General features: G+C 71.6%; 19 protein-coding genes. 9 read left to right on the top strand and 10 right to left on the bottom strand.

Annotated elements, in window-relative coordinates:
- Positions 1–7: 7 nt before the first annotated feature.
- Together ACLJQE_RS39720 and ACLJQE_RS39715 are read left to right on the top strand one after the other, a co-directional pair.
- Positions 8–652: a response regulator gene (locus ACLJQE_RS39720; protein WP_410644794.1), complete on the top strand. Its 645-nt coding sequence runs from the start codon at positions 8–10 to the stop codon at positions 650–652.
- A gap of 21 nt (positions 653–673) precedes the next feature.
- Positions 674–1,084 (top strand): secondary thiamine-phosphate synthase enzyme YjbQ, encoded by a 411-nt coding sequence (locus tag ACLJQE_RS39715; RefSeq protein WP_410644792.1) that lies wholly within the window; start codon positions 674–676, stop codon positions 1,082–1,084.
- Here ACLJQE_RS39715 and ACLJQE_RS39710 read toward each other — a convergent pair.
- On the bottom strand, positions 1,022–2,014 hold the full coding sequence (locus ACLJQE_RS39710; protein ID WP_410644791.1) for an ABC transporter permease: 993 nt from the start codon (positions 2,012–2,014) through the stop codon (positions 1,022–1,024). The two genes, ACLJQE_RS39715 and ACLJQE_RS39710, sit on opposite strands and share 63 nt — an antisense overlap.
- A 105-nt stretch (positions 2,015–2,119) precedes the next feature.
- Here ACLJQE_RS39710 and ACLJQE_RS39705 point away from each other — a divergent pair, with 105 nt between their 5' ends.
- Positions 2,120–2,815 carry an HAD family hydrolase gene (locus ACLJQE_RS39705; protein WP_410644790.1) on the top strand — a complete coding sequence of 232 codons (696 nt, stop codon included), beginning with the start codon at positions 2,120–2,122 and terminating at the stop codon, positions 2,813–2,815.
- A 110-nt stretch (positions 2,816–2,925) separates the two neighbouring features.
- Positions 2,926–5,052: a bifunctional lysylphosphatidylglycerol flippase/synthetase MprF gene (locus ACLJQE_RS39700; protein ID WP_410644789.1), complete on the top strand. Its 2,127-nt coding sequence runs from the start codon at positions 2,926–2,928 to the stop codon at positions 5,050–5,052.
- On the opposite strand, the gene ACLJQE_RS39695 is transcribed toward ACLJQE_RS39700, so the two are convergent.
- The 3 genes from ACLJQE_RS39695 to ACLJQE_RS39685 form a co-directional block, all read right to left on the bottom strand.
- Positions 5,030–5,704 carry a hypothetical protein gene (locus tag ACLJQE_RS39695; RefSeq protein WP_410644788.1) on the bottom strand — a complete coding sequence of 225 codons (675 nt, stop codon included), beginning with the start codon at positions 5,702–5,704 and terminating at the stop codon, positions 5,030–5,032. The genes ACLJQE_RS39700 and ACLJQE_RS39695 overlap by 23 nt on opposite strands.
- Positions 5,705–5,770: 66 nt before the next feature.
- Positions 5,771–6,640, bottom strand: a complete 870-nt coding sequence (locus ACLJQE_RS39690; protein ID WP_410644787.1) for a hypothetical protein — start codon at positions 6,638–6,640, stop codon at positions 5,771–5,773.
- A 1-nt stretch (position 6,641) separates the two neighbouring features.
- Positions 6,642–8,390, bottom strand: coding sequence for a proline--tRNA ligase (locus ACLJQE_RS39685; protein ID WP_410644786.1), 1,749 nt, complete (start codon positions 8,388–8,390; stop codon positions 6,642–6,644).
- Between the two features lie 124 nt (positions 8,391–8,514).
- On the opposite strand from ACLJQE_RS39685, the gene ACLJQE_RS39680 reads away from it, so the two are divergent.
- The 3 genes from ACLJQE_RS39680 (at position 8,515) to ACLJQE_RS39670 (ending at position 10,119) form a co-directional block, all read left to right on the top strand.
- Complete coding sequence (locus ACLJQE_RS39680) at positions 8,515–8,868, top strand: VOC family protein (RefSeq protein WP_410644785.1); 354 nt, start codon at positions 8,515–8,517, stop codon at positions 8,866–8,868.
- Between the two features lie 167 nt (positions 8,869–9,035).
- Positions 9,036–9,200 (top strand): hypothetical protein, encoded by a 165-nt coding sequence (locus ACLJQE_RS39675; RefSeq protein WP_410644783.1) that lies wholly within the window; start codon positions 9,036–9,038, stop codon positions 9,198–9,200.
- A gap of 16 nt (positions 9,201–9,216) precedes the next feature.
- The gene (locus tag ACLJQE_RS39670; RefSeq protein ID WP_410644781.1) at positions 9,217–10,119 is read left to right on the top strand and encodes a 2-hydroxyacid dehydrogenase; all 903 of its coding nucleotides are present in this window, start codon (positions 9,217–9,219) and stop codon (positions 10,117–10,119) included.
- Here ACLJQE_RS39670 and ACLJQE_RS39665 read toward each other — a convergent pair.
- Genes ACLJQE_RS39665 through ACLJQE_RS39655 form a run of 3 tightly spaced genes read right to left on the bottom strand, consistent with a single transcriptional unit; the run spans position 10,100 to position 12,129 of the window.
- Positions 10,100–10,270, bottom strand: a complete 171-nt coding sequence (locus tag ACLJQE_RS39665; protein ID WP_410644780.1) for a DUF397 domain-containing protein — start codon at positions 10,268–10,270, stop codon at positions 10,100–10,102. The genes ACLJQE_RS39670 and ACLJQE_RS39665 overlap by 20 nt on opposite strands.
- 16 nt (positions 10,271–10,286) lie before the next feature.
- Positions 10,287–11,120: a helix-turn-helix domain-containing protein gene (locus tag ACLJQE_RS39660; protein ID WP_410644779.1), complete on the bottom strand. Its 834-nt coding sequence runs from the start codon at positions 11,118–11,120 to the stop codon at positions 10,287–10,289.
- Between the two features lie 55 nt (positions 11,121–11,175).
- Entirely contained in the window at positions 11,176–12,129 is a 954-nt protein-coding gene (locus ACLJQE_RS39655) for a GNAT family N-acetyltransferase (protein WP_410644778.1), read from the bottom strand.
- A gap of 156 nt (positions 12,130–12,285) precedes the next feature.
- Here ACLJQE_RS39655 and yaaA point away from each other — a divergent pair, with 156 nt between their 5' ends.
- Positions 12,286–13,032: a peroxide stress protein YaaA gene (yaaA, locus tag ACLJQE_RS39650; RefSeq protein ID WP_410644777.1), complete on the top strand. Its 747-nt coding sequence runs from the start codon at positions 12,286–12,288 to the stop codon at positions 13,030–13,032.
- On the opposite strand, the gene ACLJQE_RS39645 is transcribed toward yaaA, so the two are convergent.
- Positions 13,019–14,146: an NAD(P)/FAD-dependent oxidoreductase gene (locus tag ACLJQE_RS39645; RefSeq protein ID WP_410644776.1), complete on the bottom strand. Its 1,128-nt coding sequence runs from the start codon at positions 14,144–14,146 to the stop codon at positions 13,019–13,021. The genes yaaA and ACLJQE_RS39645 overlap by 14 nt on opposite strands.
- 84 nt (positions 14,147–14,230) lie before the next feature.
- Between ACLJQE_RS39645 and ACLJQE_RS39640 the strand changes: the two genes are divergently transcribed.
- The gene (locus tag ACLJQE_RS39640; RefSeq protein WP_410644775.1) at positions 14,231–14,785 is read left to right on the top strand and encodes a suppressor of fused domain protein; all 555 of its coding nucleotides are present in this window, start codon (positions 14,231–14,233) and stop codon (positions 14,783–14,785) included.
- A 47-nt stretch (positions 14,786–14,832) separates the two neighbouring features.
- Here ACLJQE_RS39640 and ACLJQE_RS39635 read toward each other — a convergent pair whose 3' ends face one another.
- The gene (locus ACLJQE_RS39635; RefSeq protein WP_410644774.1) at positions 14,833–17,505 is read right to left on the bottom strand and encodes an RICIN domain-containing protein; all 2,673 of its coding nucleotides are present in this window, start codon (positions 17,503–17,505) and stop codon (positions 14,833–14,835) included.
- A gap of 289 nt (positions 17,506–17,794) precedes the next feature.
- A complete protein-coding gene (locus ACLJQE_RS39630) occupies positions 17,795–19,327 on the bottom strand; it encodes a phytoene desaturase family protein (RefSeq protein WP_410644773.1) in 1,533 nt (510 codons plus the stop codon).
- Positions 19,328–19,369: the final 42 nt, after the last annotated feature.

The raw sequence follows: 19,369 nt of genomic DNA, 5'->3' as shown, positions 1-19,369 counted from the left end.
TCGCGGCATGCGGATCGTCATCGCGGAGGACTCCACCATCCTGCGCCAGGGCCTCGTCGAGCTGCTGACCTTCCGCGGCCACGAGGTCGTCGCCGCGGTGAAGGACGCCGACGCGCTGCGCGAAGCGGTCGGCGACCACGACCCCGACGTGTCTATTGTGGACATCCGGATGCCGCCGTCGCACACCGACGAAGGCCTGCGGGCGGCGATCGCCCTGCGCCGCGAGCTCCCCGGCTGCGCGATCCTGCTGTTCTCCCAGTACGTCGAGACGAAGTACGCGGCCCAGCTGCTGGCCGACCGCGCGGGCGGCGTCGGCTACCTGCTCAAGGACCGCGTCGCCGAGGTTTCGGACTTCCTCGACGCGCTGCGCCGGGTCGCGGACGGCGAGACGGTCCTCGACCCCGAAGTCGTCAGCCAGCTGTTCTCGGCGACACGCCGGACGGACGCGCTCGGCGGGCTCACCCCGCGGGAACGCGAGGTGCTCGGCCTGATGGCGGAGGGCCGGTCGAACTCCGCGATCGCGGCGGAGTTGTTCCTCTCGTCCGGCTCGGTGGAGAAGTACGTGACGTCGATCTTCGGCAAGCTCGGCCTGCCACCGTCCGAAGGGGACAACCGCCGCGTGCTCGCGGTGCTGCGCTACCTCGAATCCTGAGCCGCTGCCTAGGCTGGACGCATGTACTCCACCGAGATCGAGGTCCGCACCGGCTCCGAAGCCGTCGTCCACGACCTCACCCGCGAAGCCGAGGCCTTCCTGCGCGACGCCGACGCCACCGACGGGCTGCTGCACGTCTGGGTCCCGCACGCCACCGCCGGGCTGGCCGTCCTGGAAACCGGGGCCGGCAGCGACGAAGACCTGCTGACCGCGCTCGACGAGCTGCTCCCCCGCGACGGCCGCTGGCGGCACCGGCACGGGAGCCCGGGTCACGGCCGTGACCACGTGCTCCCGGCGCTGGTGCCGCCCTACGCGACGGTTCCGGTGCTCGGCGGCGTCCTGGCCCTGGGCACCTGGCAGTCGATCTGCCTAGTGGACACCAACCTCGACAACCCCGTCCGCAAGGTGCGGTTCAGCTTCCTGGCGGGCTGACCGGCCCGGCCACAGCGCCACCAGCAGGCCCGCGGCCAGCAGGGCGCCGAGCACCCACAGCGCGGTCGTCACGTCGGGTGCGTCCGGCACGCCCTGCAGCAGGCTGCGCAGGCCTTCGGTGGAGAACCGGAACGGCGTCCACGACCACAGCAGCGCGCGGTAGGCCGGGTTCAGCAGCTCCGGCACCTGCCCGGCCACCGCGGGCGCGACCAGGTACAGCGGCGCGAGGAGGGCCATCGCGCGCAGGCCCAGCAGGCGCAGCAGGCCCGCCTGCAGTGCCGCGAACGCCGTCGCGGCGAGGAAGACGAAGCCGAGGACGTCCGCGGTCAGCGGCAGCGTCGCGTCCCACAGCGCGAAGAACCCGGCCACCACCGCCGTGATCAGCACGCCGGCGCCGGTCACCTGCAGCAACCGCGCGCCGGCCCCGATCGGGCGGCCGGTCCGCTGGGCGAGCTGCGTCAGCGCGAGCCCCGCGACGAGGGCACCGATCCACGCCAGCGCGCTCGCGGCCAGCGGCGCGACCCGGGCCGCGAGCCCGGCCGGGTGCAGGACTTCCTGCTTGGGCGCGCCCGCCAGCGCGGTCGCGGCGCCGGTCAGCGCCTGCTGCGCGACCTGGGTGCCTGCCGGGTTGACCGCACCCGACGTCACGACAGTCGCGACCGGTCCCGGCGCGAGTTCGAGCACGCCGTAGATCTTCTTGTCCGCCAGCAGCCGCCGCGCCTCGGCCGGGGTCGCGACGGTCCAGGCGAGCTGGCCGCCGCCGTGTGCGGCGAGGCGCTGGGCGATCTCCGGCGGTGCGGCGACGGCGACCGGGACGCCGTCCGGCGCGACGGTGGCCTGCGCGCCGAAGGTGAGGAATCCGAGCACCACCGCCACCAGCGCGCCGGCCAGGGCGGCGACCAGGGCGAGCGCCCCTGCGGGACGGGTCATCACTGCCTCCATTTATTCGTCACTTGTTGAATTACGCCTCAAGGTACGACTCGGACACCCAGAAGTCAACGCGTGTTGAATAACGTCCCCGGTAGCCTCGGACCCGTGACGAAGAAGCGGCTGGTGCTCTGGGACATCGACCACACGCTCGTGGACTTCTCCGAACTGGGCGCGGCCTGGTACGGGACCGCGTTCGCCGCAGCAACCGGGGCCACCCTGCGGGTGCACCCGGTGTTCGGCGGCCGCACGGAACTGGCGACGACGACCGACCTGCTCACCGCGAACGGCTTCGAGGCCACCGAGGAGACGATCGAGGCGCTGTTCAAGGCCTTGGTGTCGGAGTCGGAACGCCACCGGCACACCTTCGCGGAGACGGCCCGCGCGCTGCCGGGCGCGGCCGAGGCGCTGACCGCGTTCGCCGCCGGCGGCGACGTCGTGCAGACGCTCGTCACCGGCAACCTGCCGGAGATCTCGCGGCACAAGCTCGCCCCGTTCGGCCTGGACGAGCACCTCGACCTGGAGATCGGCGGCTACGGCACGCTCTCGGTGCACCGCCCGGACCTGGTCCCGCACGCGGTGGGGCTGGCGGCGGCCAAGCACGGCACCGAGTTCGCCCCCGACGCGGTGGTCGTCATCGGCGACACCCCGAACGACGTCCGGGCCGCGGTGGCCCACGGCGCGGTCTCCGTCGCCGTGACGACCGGGCACTACTCGGCCGAGGAACTGCGGGCCGAGGGCGCCGACATCGTGTTGCCCGGCCTGACCGACACCGACGCGGTCCGGCGCGCGGTCTTCGGCTGACCTCCTCCTGGGGAGGGGGACATCCCTCAGCCGAAAGTACGACTCCCCTAGGGGAAATCTCGTTCCCTTGCCTGATGTTGGCGGCAGCGGGAACTCGACAGACTCTTCCCATGACTCACGCAGGGGCGGCGGCCACGACCGCCGGAGGGGGACGCATCCGCGGCACGGTCGCGGTGCTCAGGCAGCGGCTGCCGTTCACCAGCGGCGTCACGCTCGCGATGCTGGTGCTGGCCGTCGCGAGCGGGGCGCTCTGGAACGCCGCGGAAGACCGCGCGGTCTTCCCGTACGTCGCGTACGGGCTGCCGTCGCTGGAGGCGGGCCGGTGGTGGACCATGCTCACCGGGCCGTTCTTCGCCGTCATCCCGTGGTACTACCTCCCGATGGTCGGCAGCTTCGCGCTCTTCGCCGGCTTCGCCGAGTGGAAGCTGGGGACGCGGCGCGCGATGGCCGTGACCATCGGCGGCCAGGTCGTCTCGGTGCTCGTCGCGACGCAGTTCCTCGCGCTGTGCCGCAATTCCGGCTGGCTGTGGGCCGAGCGCGTCGCGGGCAGCCTCGACGTCGGGTTCTCCGGCGGTGCGCTCGCCGCGGTGGCGGTCGCCAGTGCGACGCTGCGGCCGCCGTGGGCCCTGCGGCTGCGGGCCGGGCTGTGCGTGTACGCCGGGGTCGCGATCGTCTACGTCGGCACGCTGGCCGACCTCGTGCACTTCTTCGCTCTGCTGCTGGCTCTTCCCCTCGGCAAGCGCCTGGTGGGCGCGCGCCGGGCCGGCGGGCAGGCGGCGCCGAACCTGCGGGAGTGGCGGGTGCTGGTGGTGGCCGGCCTGCTGCTGCTCACCATCGCCGAGATCGTGATGTTCCTGGTGCCCGGCGACGGCCCGTTCGGCTCCGACGACGGCGTTTCGCTGTCGGCGCCGGAGCTCGGTGTCCTGGTCCTGCTGGTGGTGCCGATGCTCAACGGGCTGCGCAAGGGCAGCCGCGTCGCGTGGCGCTGGGCCGTCGCACTGTCGGTGTTCGTGACGCTGCAGGGGCTCGCCGTCGCGACGCTCCTCGGCATCGCCGACATCTTCGGCGGCGACTACGACACCGCCGGCCTGCCGCTGTACTTCGTGGACAATCTCTTGTGGACAGTGGAGCTGGCCGTCCTGATCGCCGCGCGGCACGCCTTCCGGGTGCCTTCGCGGCGCCGGCTGCGGCGCCACGCGCAGGGGCCGGGAGCGGCGCTGGCCCGCAGCCTGCTGGGGCGCCACGGCGGCAGCACGCTGTCGTGGATGACGACCTGGCCGCGCAACACCTACTTCGTCCGCGAGGACGGCCGGTCCTACCTCGCCTACCGCCGCCACGCGGGGGTCGCGGTCGCGCTCGGCGACCCGATCGCGCCGGACGGCACCGCGGCGGCCACGGTCACCGAATTCGCCACGATGTGCGAGAACTCCGGCCTGGTGCCGTGCGTGTTCTCGGCGACGGAAGCCACCGTCGCGACGACGCGCGAGCTGGGCTGGCAGCACGTCCAGGTGGCCGAGGACAACGTGCTCGACCTCGACGGCCTCGAGTTCCGCGGCAAGGCGTGGCAGGACGTCCGCTCGGCGCTGAACAAGGCGGCCAAGCAGGGCATCGAGTTCCGGCTGGTCCGTCTCGCCGATCAGCCCGAGCCGATCCTGGCCCAGGTCCGGGCGCTGTCGGAGGAGTGGATGTCGGGCAAGGCCATGCCGGAGATGGGCTTCACCCTCGGCGGCCTCGACGAGGCGATGGACCCGGCCACCCGGGTCGGCCTGGCGGTCGACGCCGAGGGCACGGTGCACGGCGTGACGTCGTGGCTGCCGGTCCACACGGGCGCGGGCAAGGTCGGCGGCTGGACGCTGGACGTCATGCGCCGCAGCGCCCACGGCTTCCGCCCGGTGATGGAGTTCCTCATCGCGTCGGCGTGCCTGGCGTTCCGCGAAGAGGGCGCGCGGTTCGTGTCGCTGTCGGGAGCTCCGCTCGCCCGCAGCGACTCCGGTGCCCCGGCGCGTTCGGTGGACCGGGTGCTGGAGTCGCTGGGCCGCGTGATGGAGCCGTACTACGGATTCCGTTCCCTGCACGCGTTCAAGGCGAAGTTCCAGCCGCGGCACGTCCCGCTGTACCTGGCTTTCCGCGACGAGGCCGATCTTCCGCGCATCGGGCTGGCGCTGAGCCGGGCCTACCTGCCGGACGTCCGCCTGCGGCAGCTGGCGAAATTGGTCAGTAGCTCTCGGGCACGCTGATCCGCTGCGGGAAGCGGATCTTCCGCCTGGTGACGACGTTGTGGTCCTTCGGGATCAGGCGTCCGTCGGTCAGCCGGAGCCAGTGGCCGTTCCGCGAGTCGGTGAAGGCGAGCATCACCCCGGGGGTCATGTCCGGGCGCTGCCACTCCTCGCGGATCGGCATCCGCCACTTCCCGGGCGGCAGGATCGCGTAGAGGTACTCGTCGTCCTCGATGTCCGGTCCGCGGTGCAGGGTGGACCCGGTCATCGGGAGGTTGTGCACGAGGTCGAACGACACGACGACGTGGTTGACCGCCTCGGCGTTCGCGTTGGAGACGACCATGTAGCCCCGGCCGCCGGCGTACTCGATCCACGCGGTGACCTTCGCGGCCTGTTCCTGCCGCTCGCGCAGGTCCCGTTCCCGGCGGTCCGCCTGCGCGAGGCGGCCGTCGCGGATGGCGATCCACAACGCGACCACCACGGCCCCGAGCGTGCCGATGCCGCCGACCCACTGGCCGGAGGCACCCCACCAATCCGGATCCCGCGGCTCGACGAGCCAGCTCCAGGCCTTGGCCAGCAACGGTCCGAAGAGGAGAAGCACGCCGGCGACGGCCAGCACCCCGAACGCGACGGCCCGGATCCGGCCGAGCCGTCTGCCTGCATCACCACGCATGCCCCGCAGCCTGCCGAAATCCCGCGCTCAACGGAAGCGTTCGGACGGCGGCCGCGCGCGAAAGCGCTAGCGATACGTCGTCGGCGGCGGGGTCGTCGTACTCCGCTCCGCCGCCGGGACGAACCGGTAACTCCGCACGATCCGGACCAGGTCATCCCGCACAGAAGGGCCGGACCGGTCGCTGTCCGCGTACGCGACCACCACGCCGGACGTCCCCGAATTCCCCCCGAAAGCCAGCGCAACCACCAGCGCGTGCCGGGCCGCGCACTCCCCGGTGGCAGGCGGGGTCACCTCGGAAACCACCATCCGGGCGGGAATCATGGTCCCGTCGGCCTTCGGGACCTGCGCGTCGGAGCCCGGGCCCAGGACCGGCATCCCGCTGTACGCGGCCGTCGCCAGGTCGGTCGCCGCCTTGCGCGCCGCCGCGTCCAAGTCAGCCAGAGGCTCCGTTGTGACGCCCGCGCCACCCAACGTCGCCTGAGCGCAGAAGTCCTTGCCCAGGAAGGCACTCGTGATGAGCCTGATCCCGTCCCAGCCGTGTTGCGTGCCGGGCGCGGGCACCCAGTTCGGCGGGACGTCGTAGGCGTACGAGCCGTCGCGACCCGCCACCGGCTGCCAGCCCGCGACCGCCGGCGGTACGGCCGCACGCGGCGACGGCGTCACGACCAGCGGTGCGGGTGGCGGCGTCGGCGACGCCGGGCGTGGCTTGCCGACGCCCAGCGCGTTCAGCACGCCGGCGACCAGGGCGATGAACACCAGACCGAACCACGGCGCCCGACGCCACTTCAGCGGCTTCGAGCGCGGGCGGATCCGCCTCGGCCGCGCGCGCGGCGCGTCCGCGGGTTCGTAACCGCCGAACCCGCGGAGCGCCGCTTTGTCCTCGTAGCGCGGCGTTGCGTCTGTGGTGTTTTCGGGGCGCCGGGAGAACAGCCCCATCTCAGGAACGGACGAGTTTGACCAGGTGCTCGACGACGGCGTCGACCGCGATCTCCTCGCGCTCGCCGGTGCGCCGGTCCTTGACCTCGACGACGCCGTTGGCCAGGCCGCGCCCGACGACCAGGATGGTCGGCACGCCGACCAGCTCGGCGTCGGCGAACTTGACACCGGGCGTGGCCTTGCGGTCGTCGAGGATGATCTCGAGGCCCGCCGCGTCCAGTTCGGCGGCGATCTTCTCGGCACCGGCCGCGACCGTCTCGTCCTTGCCCGCGATGACGATGTGCACGTCGAACGGCGACACCACGCGCGGCCAGATCAGCCCGAGGTCGTCGTGGTTCTGCTCGGCGAGCACGCCGACCAGCCGCGAGACGCCGACGCCGTAGGAGCCCATGGTGATCCGGATCGGCTTCGAGTCGGGGCCGAGCGCGTCGACCTCGAAGGCGTCGGTGTACTTGCGGCCGAGCTGGAAGATGTGCCCGATCTCGATGCCGCGCGCGGCGACCAGGGTGCCGTGCCCGTCCGGCGACGCGTCGCCCTCGCGGACCTCGGCGGCCTCGATGGTGCCGTCCGGGGTGAAGTCGCGGCCGGCCAGCAGGCCGACGACGTGGTGGTCGACCTTGTCGGCCCCGGTGACCCAGGCGGTGCCGGGGACGATCCGCGGGTCGGCGAGGTAGCGCACGCCGTTGTCCTGCAGGGCCTTCGGGCCGATGTAGCCCTTGACGAGGAACGGGTACTTCGCGAAGTCGGCCTCGTCGAGCAGCGCGACCTCGGCCGGCTCCAGCGACGCTTCGAGGCGCTTCATGTCCACTTCGCGGTCGCCCGGAAGCGCGACGCAGACCAGCTGCCACTCGTCGGAGCCCGGCTGACGCGTCTTGAGCATGACGTTCTTCAGCGTGTCCGCGGCCGTGAAGGTGCGGCCGAGGTTCGCGTTGTTCAGGAAGTTGACCAGCGTCTCGATGGTCGGCGTGTTCGGCGTGTGGTGCACCTGCGCCTCGGGGCGGCCCTCGACGGGCTGCGCGGCGGGCGCGGGCGTGACGACGGCTTCGACGTTCGCCGCGTAGCCGGACTCGGTGCTGCGGACGTAGGTGTCCTCGCCCGTCTCGGCGACCGCGAGGAACTCCTCGGACGCCGAACCGCCCATGGCCCCCGACGTCGCCTTCACGACGACGTACTCGAGGCCGAGCCGGTCGAACAGCTTCACGTAGGCGTCGCGGTGGGCCTGGTAGGAGCGCGCGAGGCCGTCGTCGTCGAGGTCGAAGGAGTAGGAGTCCTTCATGACGAACTCGCGGCCGCGCAGGATGCCGGCGCGGGGCCGGGCTTCGTCGCGGTACTTGGTCTGGATCTGGTACAGCGTGACCGGGTAGTCGCGGTACGAGCTGTACTCGCCCTTGACGGTGAGGGCGAAGAGCTCCTCGTGCGTCGGGCCGAGGAGGTAGTCGGCGCCCTTGCGGTCCTTGAGGCGGAAGAGGCCGTCGCCGTACTCGGTCCAGCGGCCGGTGGCCTCGTAGGGCTCCTTCGGCAGCAGCGCGGGGAACTGGATCTCCTGCGCGCCGATGGCGTTCATCTCCTCGCGCACGACGGCCTCGATGCGGCGCAGCACGCGCAGGCCCAGCGGCAGCCAGGAGTACCCGCCCGGGGCGACCCGGCGGACGTAGCCGGCGCGTACCAGGAGCCGGTGGCTCGGTACCTCGGCGTCCGCCGGGTCCTCGCGCAACGTGCGAAGGAACAACGACGAAGTCCTGGTGATCACTGAGGGGCTCCCTGCGCCGGGCGGGTGTGAAAGTCCCGCTCAGGGTAGTCAATCGCCCGGCTGTGACTCCAACGGGTTACTCGGCGGCCCGTTTTTGTCGGTGGTGGCCGCTAGCTTCCGAGGCATGGCGATCCACATGGGCATGATCACGATCGACTGCGCGGACCCGAGGGGCCTGGCGCAGTTCTGGACGGCGGCGCTGGGCACGACGGTGGCCCAGGACTACGAGGGCGAGTTCCTGACCCTCGCCCCGGCCGAAGGCGGGCTGCCGCTGGCGCTGCAGCGCGTACCGGAGCCGAGAGCGGGCAAGAACCGCGTCCACGTCGATTTCGGCGGTGAAGACCGCGAGGCCGAGGTGAAGCGGCTCGTGGAGCTGGGCGCGAAGGAGGTGGCGGAGCACGAGGTGCCGGGACTGGCGTGGACGGTGCTGGTGGACCCGGAGGGCAACGAGTTCTGCGTATCGGCGGGGGCGCACTGACGGGAGCCGGTTCAGGAGGGGGCGGAGGCGGGGCGGCGGGGCACCGTCAAGACCCGTGTCGACGACCTCACCGGCTGATCGGCCTCCGCCTCCGCGGCGACGCCTGCACCGCGCTGCCCACCCCCAGCGCGTGCTCGACACCCGCACCGACCAGGGGCGGGCACCAGATGCCCGTCGCCGCGGGCGCATCCGTGTCCGTGGCCATCCCGGGCCTGCCGGGCAACGCGAGCGCCGTCGCGGTCGGGCTCGTCGGCACCGGCGGCACCGCGGACACCTTCCGGCTCGGCTCGACGCACCTGGTCGTCGACCTGCAGGGCTGCTACACGCGGTAGCGGGTAAAAAGGCGGCATGAGCGCTCGCGTACTGCTGCCGTGGACCGACATCGACGTGCCGGAGGGGATCGACGCCGCCTGCTACGACGGCGTCGAGGCCCCTCCGGCCGATCTCGGGGACGTCGAGTTCTACGTGCTGCCCTACGACCGCGGGCCGGAGCCGCCGAAGCTGATCCAGGAGCTGCCGTCGCTGCGGGTGGTGCAGGCGCTGTCCGCCGGCGTCGAGACGCTCGTGCCGCTGCTGCCCGGCGGCGTCCGGCTGGCGAACGGCCGCGGGCTGCACGACCTGAGCGTCGCCGAGCACGCCCTCGCGCTCATCCACGCGGCGCAACGGGACCTGCCGCGCTGGTTCGCGCAGCAGACGCGCGGCGAGTGGGTCCGCGAACACACGCGGTCGCTGGCCGACAGCCGGGTCCTCCTGGTCGGGTACGGCTCGATCGGGCAGGCGATCGAACGCCAGCTGGTCGCCGCCGAGGCCGTGGTCACGCGGGTGGCGAGCCGTCCCCGCCCGGCCGAGGACGTCCACGGCGTCGCCGAACTGCCGGTGTTGCTGCCCGAGGCCGACATCGTGGTGCTGATCCTGCCGGACACGCCGTCGACCCGCGGCCTCATCGGCCCCGGCGAGCTCGCCGCCCTCCCCGACGACGCCCTGGTGATCAACGTCGGCCGCGGCACGGCGATCGACACGGAGGCGCTGGTCGCCGAGACCCGCACCGGGCGCCTCCGCGCCGGGCTCGACGTCGTGGACCCGGAACCACTGCCCGCCGGCCATCCACTGTGGACGGCGCCGGGGGTGGTGATCACCCCGCACATCGCGGGCGGGTCGGCATCGTTCTATCCGCGGGCGAAGAAGCTCGCCGCGGAGCAGCTGCGGAGGTACGTGAAGGGCGAGGAGCTGCTCAACCTCGTAGGGAGCTGACGGCAGCGGCCCACGCGGCGCGCGAGACGGTCAGTTCGCCGTGCTCCCGGGCCTTCGTGTCCCGGACGCCGACCGAGCGGTCGAGCTTCACCTCGACACACTCGGACTGACCGCCGCTGAAGCTCGACTTGCGCCAGGTGACGTTCTCCATGCGGCAGCCTCCCGGGTTATCGTGCGACCTCCCGGAACAGGTCCCGGGTGGCGTCTTCGCTCAACGCCCTGCTCGCCAAGATCTTAGCCTGGCGCCGGTAGTCGCGGACAACATCCTCATCGTTGAGGAATGCGGTGGCATGGGAGCTTTCCAGGTGCACGATGGGCGGCAGAGAACCGAACTCGTACAGGACGAACGGGCCGATCAGACCGGGGTGGTAGCCGATGTTCCGCGGCACGATCCGCAGCGAGGCATTGGGCAGACCGGCCACCTCGGTCAGATGATCCATCTGGTCGGACATGATGTCGGCGCTGCCGATCTGCTCACGGACCGCCATTTCGCCGAGGAATGCGATCAGCCGGACCGGTTCCGGCTTCACCAGGATCCGCTGGCGCTCCAACCGCGCCACAAGCATCGCATCGGCCTGCGCCATGCCAATCTCGGCATTGCTCAGCACAACTCGGGCGTAATCCGGCGTCTGCAGGATTCCCGGCAATACCGCAAGCGACCACATCGTGATCTTCGTGGCGGTGCGCTCGTACTCCACGATCCCGCTCAGCGCGGGCGGCAGGTCGGACGGGTTCGAATCCAGCCAGTTGTCGTCGCGGGCGTGCCTGGCCAGGCGCATCATGCGGTCGTACGTCACGTCGTCGACCCGCAGCGCCCCCAGCAGCCTCGCCACGTCCTCCGGCTGCGGCACCCGCTGTCCCTTTTCCCACGCCGACAGCAACTGCGGCAGAATCCGCACCATCCGCGCGAGTTCGCGCAGCCCTTTTCCCCGCGCTACTCGCACTTCGCGCAGCGAAGCGGCCAATGCCCTCGAACCGGGCGAGGTGGAAGTCGGCTTCATGTCGTGATGGTACGAATGCCGTCCATTCCCCGATCGGCGGTGGGGCGTCCCATTTTCAGGACAGCACGTACACGTGCCATTCGTCGTCGACGCGATATCCGCACCGTTCGTAAACACCCAGCGCGCGGTGCGCATTGTCGACGTCGACGTTGAGGGCCGACCGGTCGAATCCCGCGTCCTTGGCCGCCTTGAGCGTGTGCCCCAGCAACCCGGATGCGACACCGCGGCCACGCAACGCCGCCCGCGTTCCCACCCAGGTGGCGTAGTGCTCGCGGATGCCCGTGGCCTCGGTTTCGGACGCGTAGTGGTGGCTGAGCACGAACGCCAGCACCTTGTCGCCGTCCAAAACCAGGAACGACAGGTCCGGGCGGAAGTCCTTCGAGCCGGTGACCAGGTGGCGCCAGGTGCCGGGCTCGTAGCTCGTGCTGCCCCAGTGGTCGGCGAAGGTGTCGTTGCGGGCGTCGAGGGCGGCGAGGTCGTGCTCGAAGTCGAACGGCACCGCTTCGAAGCCGTCCGGCAGCGGGGGCTGCGGCGGCAGGTCGGCGAGGCCGACGCGCATGTTGACCATCGTCCGGCCGTGCGTGTAGCCCGCGCGGGTGAGGACGCCGGCGATCCAGCGCTCGTTCTGGTGGCTGCCGTGGTGCAGTTCGAGCGGCGCGCCCGGGAAGGCGCGCTCGTGGACGTCGCGGCTCGCGCGCGAAAACCACTCGACCAGGTGAGTGCCGACGGCGTCGCTGCGGTACTCCGGGTGCACGACCGACTGGAGCCGGATCATGTGCACCGGGTCGGCGGTGGCGCGGCGCAGCGCCAGGCCGTAGCCCACGAGCCGGTCGCCCGCCCAGGCACCGGTGGTGGCGCGGGCCAGGTCGACGTTGGGGGCGGCCAGCTCGTCGCGGAGGTCTTCCGCGCTGAAGTGCTCCCCCGTCCGGTCGGCTTCCTCGGCCGCCGCGTACAGCCGGGCGAGGGCGGAAGCGTCGTCGAGGGTCAACGGGCGCCAGGTCAGGTCCATGTCCGGAGGCTAGGCCGCACGGCGGCGTCCGTGCACCCCGATTACCGATCCGGCCGAAAGCAGGCGGATACGGTCGGCGAGCTGCCCGCTCACCGGCACCTGTTCCGCCGTGGCTGCCGGCCGGATCGGTAATGATCAGCGCAGTACCCTCAGGGCGTGCTGGTGCTCCTGCCCCCCTCAGAGACCAAGGCCGACGGCGGCCGCGGCGGTCCGCTCGACCTCGACGCGCTGTCGTTCCCCGAGCTGAACCCGACGCGCGCGAAGGTCGCCGACGCGCTGGCCGAGCTGGCCGCCGACGTCCCGGCGAGCATCGCGGCCCTCGGCCTCACCGAGCGGCAGGCGGGCGAGGTCGCGCGCAACGCGCAGCTGTGGACGTCCCCGACGATGCCGGCGCTGCGCCGCTACACCGGCGTGCTCTACGACGCACTGGACGTGAAGAGCTTCACGAGGGCCGGCCTGGCGAAGGCGCACCGGCGGCTGGCGGTGACGTCGTCGCTGTTCGGCGTGGTGTCGGCCACCGACCCGATCCCCGCGTACCGGCTCTCGGGCGGCAACTCGCTGCCGGCGCTGGGCACCGTCCGCGGGCTGTGGAAGCCGGTCCTCGAGCCGGTGCTGCAGCAGCTGGAGGGCCTGGTCGTGGACCTGCGTTCGGGCACGTACTCGGCGTTCGCCAAGCTGCGCCCGGACGCGGTGACGGTCCGCGTGGTGACGGAGGACGCCCGCGGCGAGCGCGTGACGGTGAGCCACTTCAACAAGGCGTACAAGGGCCGCCTGGCCCGCGTGCTGACGGCCACCCGCGCCGAACCGTCCACTGTGGACCAGCTGGTGAAGGTGATCACCAAGGCGGGCCTGGTGGTCGAGCGCACCGGCGACCACGCACTGGATCTCGTCACCGAGGGCTGACGGCCCCTTCCACTGCCATCCGGAGCGCCCCGCCAGCGTCTCCTCGAAACCGGTCCGGGGCGAACGGGCTCAGGTCGAAGCCCGGGTCCTCGCCCAGCGCCACCGCCGCCACCAGCTTCCCCGCGAACGGTGCGTTCGTCAGCCCGCCGGCGCCGAAGCCCGTCGCCACCGCCAGGCCCGGGCGGATCGACCCCAGGACCGGAAGCCCGTCCGGCGTCCCCGGGCGGAAACCGACACGGGTCTCCGCGAGCGTCGCGTCCGCGAGCCCCGGCGCCACCGCCAGGGCGTTCTCCAGCACTTCGCGCTGCCCGGCCGCCGTGACGCGGTAGTCGAAGCCCGACTCCGCCTCGCGGGTCGCGCCCGCCACCACGCGGCCGCCGCCGAAAGCCAGGAGGTAGTGGCTGCTGCGCGGGAGGACCACCGGCCACGCCGCGGTTTCGGTGCCCGGCAGGTCGAAGTGGCTGATCTGGCCGCGGTGCGGCGTCACCGGCAGGTCGATCCCCAACGGGGCCAGCAGTTCGCGGCTCCACGCCCCGGCCGCCACCACGACGCTGTCCGCTTCCAGGGGGCCGTCCGGGCTCGCCACCGTGCCGTCCGCGCGGAACGCGACCTCGCCCTCGACGAACTTCGCGCCCCGGCGCTCGGCCGCCGCCAGCAACGCGCGGCGCAGCCGGTGGCCGTCGACGCGGCCGGCGCCGGCCAGGTGCACCGCGCCCAGCCCGGGCGCCAGTGCCGGGAACAGCTCGCGGGCCTGCGCCGGGTCGAGGCGCCGGACCTCGCCGATCTCGGGCGCGTCCACGGCCCGCGACGTCAGCCGCTCGTGCACTTCGGCCAGCTCCGCGTCGTCGGCCGAGACCACCATGCCGCCGACCACCTCGAACGACGAACCTTCGAGCTCCGCGGTGAACTCCCGGTAGTACCGGCCGGCCGCCGCCGCCAGCGGGTACAGCGCGTCGTCCCGGCGGGATGTCCAGGGGCTGACGATGCCGGCGCCGGCCTCGGTCGCCGTTCCCGGCCTGGCCGCGTCCGCCACGACCACTTCCGCACCGCGGCCGGCGAGGTGCCAGGCCGTCGCCGCGCCGCCGATTCCGCTGCCGATCACGAGCACTCGCATGCTCCCCACCCTGCCCGAACTTGCCGCGCCCGACCCACCGGGATAACCGGACACCGACACCCGGCCGGTCGTATGCTGCGCGCCATGCCGAGTCGTGCCGAGCGGTATTTCGCCCATCTCGACACCCTGACGGGGTCCTCCGCGCCCCGGCTGCAGCCCATCCCGTCGACGCAGCCCGGGCTCGACGACGTCATCGCGTTCGTCTACGCCGGCGAGCCCGAGCCGCGCTACCTGACCGGCGCGACCTACGGCCTTTCCCTGGCCGATCACCCGGACTGGCACGGCGTCCGGCCGGAGCTGTGGATCAGCGTCCGGTCCGACGACCCGGTCTGGGCGCTGGCCATCGGCTACCTGGCCGAGCAGCTGCGCGGCACGTGCCCGTTCGTCTACGGCGACACCATCGACTTCGGCCGGCCGATCGCCCCGGAGTCGTCGATGACGGCGTTCGCCGTTTCGGCGCCCGCGGGCCTCGACGCGCACCAGTACACGCTGATCGACATCGGTGGCCCGCCGATCAGCATCGCGGGCTGCTACCCGGTGCACGACACCGAGCGGAAGTACATCCGCGAGCACGGCATCGACGCGTTCTGGCAGCTGGACTGGGACCTCTACGACGTCCGCCGCGCGCCGGTGGTCTAGACCCTCACCACCGAGGGGCCGACCACCGGCGCCGCACCGGTTCCGCCTCAGGTCCGGTTCAGTTGCCACTGCTGGTTGGCCCCGCCGTTGGCGGCCCACTGCACGACCTGCGCCCCGTCGCTCGTCGCCGCGCCGGAGACGTCCGCCACCAGTCCGCTGTCGTGGCTGGCGATGGTGTAGTAGCCGTTGCCGGTGGACCGCAGGTACCACCTCTGGTTGGTACCGCCGTTGGCCGTCCACTGCTGCAGTTGCAGCCCGGCCGTGCTGCTGTTGGCGTTGACGTCGAGCACCTTTCCGCTCGGGACGTACTGGAGGGTGTAGGAGCCGTCGGAGGTCGTGGCGACGGTCCAGGTGGCGGTGCCGCTCTGCTGGACCACCTTGGCACCGTCCGCGGTGGAGTTGCCCGCGACGGCGAGCGGCTTGCCGCTGTTGCGGTTGACGATGCGGTAGGTGCCCGGTGCGGGTCCGTCTCCGCCGCTTCCGCCGAGGTTGAAGTACTCCACCGCGTCGGTGAAGACGGGCCTACCGGACTTCGTGGTCGACAGCTGCAGGTACACGCGGTTGCCGGTGGCCGGGGTGGTGAAGGACACCGGCTGGGTGACCCGCGAGCCGAGCGGGACGGTCAGGGTCGTGCTTCCGGACGCGACGACCGCGCCGTCCGGCGCGTCGAGCCGCGCCGTCCAGGTGAAGCCCACCGACGTGTCGGCGAAGTCGTCGTTGAAGACGGTGATGTTGCGGGTGACCGCGGCATTCCGGGCGTAGTTGGGCACGGCCTGCGGCAGGGGGAAGGTGCCGTTGGAGTCCGAGTTGCCGGAGGCCGACCAGAACGGCAGGTCGACCGCGGCCACCGGGTTGAACGCCGCCTGCACGCGCTGGATCTGCGGGTTGCTCCAGGGGTCCGGGAGGTTGTCCACGCCGTAGATGGGGCGACCGCCCTCCTCCGGGACGAAGTCGCCGGTGCGCACTCCGGGAATGACGCTGGCCCAGGCGGACAGCAGCGTGTACGGACGCAGGTCGGTGGCGCCCTTGCCGCGCTTGGCCAGCGTTGCCGTGGCGAACCACTCGAAGCCCTGCTTGGTGTTGCATGCCGGCCAGATGAACTCGCCCTCGCCGTCGGGCCGCCCGTTCACGCTGACCAGGCCCTCCCCATACCTGCCGAAGCCGTCGACGTAGTGCGGGATCACCGCGAAGTTGGCGTACGTCATCCCGGGGTAGAGGCTGACATTGTTGCCGACGCCCACCTCGACAATGATCGGCCGGGTGCCGTCGGCGCCGTTCATCGCCGCGTACAGGTCCTTCTCGAACTGTTCGGAATCCTGGCCGCTCTGGTTCGGCTCGTTGTTCTGGCTCCAGCGGATGATCGCGGGGTGGTTGCGGTCACGCAGGACCAGCGCACGGGCGTGGTTGACCATGTTGTCGTGCCCGACGGAGTCCCTCCACTCCTGCGCGGATTGGGAGCCGCGAATCGCGACCTCGTCGATGATCATCAGGCCCATCTCGTCGGCGACATCCAACATGTACGGGCTCCCGGGCTCCTGGTGGATGCGCACCACGTTGTAGTTCAGCCGCTGGTAGTTGTCCACCGCCTGCGGCCAGCCGCCGTTGCCCGGCGACGGAGGCAGGAAGCCGGGCAGGGTGTGGTACGCGTCGCCCTTGCCGCCGTTGTTGATCCGGTCGTAGTCAGCGCCCTGGAGGTTGTCGCCGCGGAAGTTCGCGCGCACGCCGTTGAGGTAGTAGTAGTCACCGTTCTGGGTGGCCTCCCGGAACCCGAACCGGTACTCGGCGTCGCTCGTCCGGCCGTCGTCGGTGACGGCATGCACCGTCAGCCCGTGCAGCTGCGCCCGGTACCCCGACCGGTACGGCACGTTGGGCCACCAGTACGAGGTGCTGTCGAGGTTCCACGCGACCGGCCCGACGGTCACGGTCACGGTCGAGCGGGCCGCCACGGTGACCGTACGGCTGGGCAGCTCCGGGTAGCTGAAAGCCGTTCCGTTCTTGGACGACAGCGACCCGGTCAACGTCACCGACCGGGAACTGCCCGACGTGTTCCGCACCGTCACGTCGTAGCTCAGCGTCTTGTTCGCCACCGACGTACGCACGAACGTGTCGCTGACGTACACCGCCGGGTACACCCGCAGGAACGCGGACCCGAAGATGCCCTGCGGGACCGCCTCGGACCACGTGGCGGCGTCGGGCACCAGGTACCGGCCGTTCGATGCCTTCAACGCGCCGCGGCCCTTCACGGCGACGCTGAACGTGTGGGTGCTACCGGGGGCCGCGAAGGCGGAGATGTCGAAATTCGACGGCGTGAACGCCGTGGTCTGCGTCGCCACCACCCGGCCGTCGACGGACAGCGTCGCCTGGTGGTTGACCGCCCCGAACTCGATCCACGTCGACTGCGGCTGACCCGAGTCGGGCACGGTGATGGTGCGCGAGTACACGGCCTCGTTCACGTCGGTGAAGCCCTGCTTGTACCAGCCGCCGCCGGGCACGGTGATCGAGGTCGTCCCTCGACCCGCCGGCGTGAAACTCCACGTTCCGGCCAGGTCGACCGAGGCGATCGCGGCGTCAGCCGCGGGCGCGGGGGCCGACGGTGTTGCGACGGCCGGCTGTCCTGCGGCGGCGGGTTGTACCGTGTCGATGACCGCGAGGAGGGTGGCGCCGGCCAGCGCTGCGCGGGCGAAGCGCCGGAATAGCGTGCGAGGGTTGTTCTGACGCATCAAGAAATCCCTTTCGCGGGTGTCGCGTCTACGGGGATACACCGATCATCGGACCCATCGCCACTACCGCCGGGGCCGCCGAAATGTAAATGTCCACTATGGACATTCTGTTCGAACCGGTTCGAACAGAACGATAAGCGGGATCGACTCGCAGTGTCAAGCGACACATGTCCACGGCTTGCGACAAAAGAGTGCAATCACCAGGAAACTTTCAAAGAAGCGCGCGATCCCGCGAAACTTTCAAAGCCGCTCCGCAAAGTGACAGCAAATGATTGGTGCGATACCCGGATCACCCGGCGCCGAGGACCGCCATGGCCGCGTTGTGGCCGGGAATGCCGCTCACACCACCTCCTCTCGCGGCTCCCGCACCACACAGCAGGATGCGTTCGTGCGCCGTCTCGACGCCCCAGCGGCCGGCCTCGGCCGGATCTTCCGCGAACGGCCACGACAGGTCCCGGTGGAAGATGTGCCCCGCCGGCAGGCCCAGTTCGGCTTCCAGGTCCAGCGGGGTCTTCGCTTCCACACAGGGCCTGCCGTCCGGCGCGGTCAGCAGGCAGTCCTCGATCGGCTCGGCCAGCACGCTGTTCAGCGAAGCCAGCGTCGCGCGCAACGCCGCTTCGCGGGCCTCTTCGTTGCGCCCCTCGAAGAGGCGGGCCGGCATGTGCAGGCCGAACAGGGTGAGGGTGTGCGTGCCGGCCGCGCGTTCGGCCGGACCGAGGATCGACGGATCCGTCAACGAGTGGCAGTAGATTTCGCACGGTGGCAGCGTGGGGATCCGGCCCGCCGCCGCTTCGCGGTACGCGGTCTCCAGCTGGGCGAAAGTCTCGTTGACGTGGAAGGTGCCGCCGAACGCCTCAGCCGGGTCGACGTCCGGATCACGCAGCCTCGGCAGCCGCGTCAGCACCATGTTCACCTTCAGCTGCGCGCCTTCCGGGCGGTCCGCCGGCTCCTCGCCCAGCAGCCGCGCGAGCGTCGACGGCGCGACGTTCGCCAGGACGTGCCCGCCCCGGACGACGAGCTCGGCGTCGTCACGCCGGTAGCGCACCTCGCCGTCCGGGTCGATCGCGAGCACCTCCGCGCCGGTCACCAGGCGCGCGCCCGCCGCGGACGCCACCGCCGCGAGCGAACGGGTGACCGCGCCCATGCCGCCGACCGGGACGTCCCAGTCGCCGGTGCCGTTGCCGATCACGTGGTAGAGCAGGCACCGGTTCTGCCGCAGGTCCTCGCCGTCCGCCGGGGCGAACGTGCCGATCAGCGCGTCGGTGAGCACCACGCCGCGCACCGTGTCGTGGCCGAACCACGACGTGAGCGCTTCGCCGATCGGCCGTTCGAACAGCAACGACCACGCTTCGGCGTCGCCGACGCGCTCGCGGAAGTCCACTTCGGACAGCAGTGGCTCGGTGAGCGTCCCGAACGCGCGCCCGGCGACGCGCCCGGTCAGCTCGTAGAACCGCCGCCAGGCCGAGTAGTCCGATGTGGACCCGGTGACCGCCCGGAACGACGACGCCGTCCGGACGGCGTCGTCGTTGTCGACGAGGAGACCGGTGCCGCCCGACGGGGTGTAGGACGACATCCGGCGCCGTCGCAGCTCCACGTCGAGGCCGAGGTCGGCCACGATCTTCTTCGGCAGCAGGCTGACCAGGTACGAGTAGCGCGAAAGCCGGACGTCCACGCCTTCGAACGCGCGGAACGAGACGGCGGCGCCACCGGTCTCACCCCGCCGTTCGAGCACGAGCACCGACCGGCCCGCCCGCGCCAGGTACGCGGCCGCCACCAGGCCGTTGTGCCCGCCGCCGACGATCACCACGTCGTAGCTGTTCATCCGCCGCCCTCCTCGTCCGGCCTGCCCGTTCATCGTGACCAC

This window comes from Amycolatopsis sp. lyj-346, from assembly GCF_046548975.1.
Taxonomy (GTDB): domain Bacteria; phylum Actinomycetota; class Actinomycetes; order Mycobacteriales; family Pseudonocardiaceae; genus Amycolatopsis.
Note: the sequence above shows the minus strand (reverse complement) of the source record. Positions and strands in the feature narration are given on the sequence as shown.

Coding starts and splice junctions, on each gene's coding strand:
- ACLJQE_RS39695 (WP_410644788.1), bottom strand. CDS start 5,704: ATGCGTGGTGATGCAGGCAGACGGCTCGGCCGGATCCGGGCCGTCGCG.
- ACLJQE_RS39715 (WP_410644792.1), top strand. CDS start 674: ATGTACTCCACCGAGATCGAGGTCCGCACCGGCTCCGAAGCCGTCGTC.
- ACLJQE_RS39700 (WP_410644789.1), top strand. CDS start 2,926: ATGACTCACGCAGGGGCGGCGGCCACGACCGCCGGAGGGGGACGCATC.
- ACLJQE_RS39645 (WP_410644776.1), bottom strand. CDS start 14,146: ATGCGAGTGCTCGTGATCGGCAGCGGAATCGGCGGCGCGGCGACGGCC.
- ACLJQE_RS39640 (WP_410644775.1), top strand. CDS start 14,231: ATGCCGAGTCGTGCCGAGCGGTATTTCGCCCATCTCGACACCCTGACG.
- ACLJQE_RS39660 (WP_410644779.1), bottom strand. CDS start 11,120: ATGAAGCCGACTTCCACCTCGCCCGGTTCGAGGGCATTGGCCGCTTCG.
- ACLJQE_RS39665 (WP_410644780.1), bottom strand. CDS start 10,270: ATGGAGAACGTCACCTGGCGCAAGTCGAGCTTCAGCGGCGGTCAGTCC.
- ACLJQE_RS39670 (WP_410644781.1), top strand. CDS start 9,217: ATGAGCGCTCGCGTACTGCTGCCGTGGACCGACATCGACGTGCCGGAG.
- ACLJQE_RS39675 (WP_410644783.1), top strand. CDS start 9,036: ATGCCCGTCGCCGCGGGCGCATCCGTGTCCGTGGCCATCCCGGGCCTG.
- ACLJQE_RS39720 (WP_410644794.1), top strand. CDS start 8: ATGCGGATCGTCATCGCGGAGGACTCCACCATCCTGCGCCAGGGCCTC.
- ACLJQE_RS39655 (WP_410644778.1), bottom strand. CDS start 12,129: ATGGACCTGACCTGGCGCCCGTTGACCCTCGACGACGCTTCCGCCCTC.
- ACLJQE_RS39680 (WP_410644785.1), top strand. CDS start 8,515: ATGGCGATCCACATGGGCATGATCACGATCGACTGCGCGGACCCGAGG.
- ACLJQE_RS39710 (WP_410644791.1), bottom strand. CDS start 2,014: ATGACCCGTCCCGCAGGGGCGCTCGCCCTGGTCGCCGCCCTGGCCGGC.
- ACLJQE_RS39630 (WP_410644773.1), bottom strand. CDS start 19,327: ATGAACAGCTACGACGTGGTGATCGTCGGCGGCGGGCACAACGGCCTG.
- ACLJQE_RS39635 (WP_410644774.1), bottom strand. CDS start 17,505: ATGCGTCAGAACAACCCTCGCACGCTATTCCGGCGCTTCGCCCGCGCA.
- ACLJQE_RS39690 (WP_410644787.1), bottom strand. CDS start 6,640: ATGGGGCTGTTCTCCCGGCGCCCCGAAAACACCACAGACGCAACGCCG.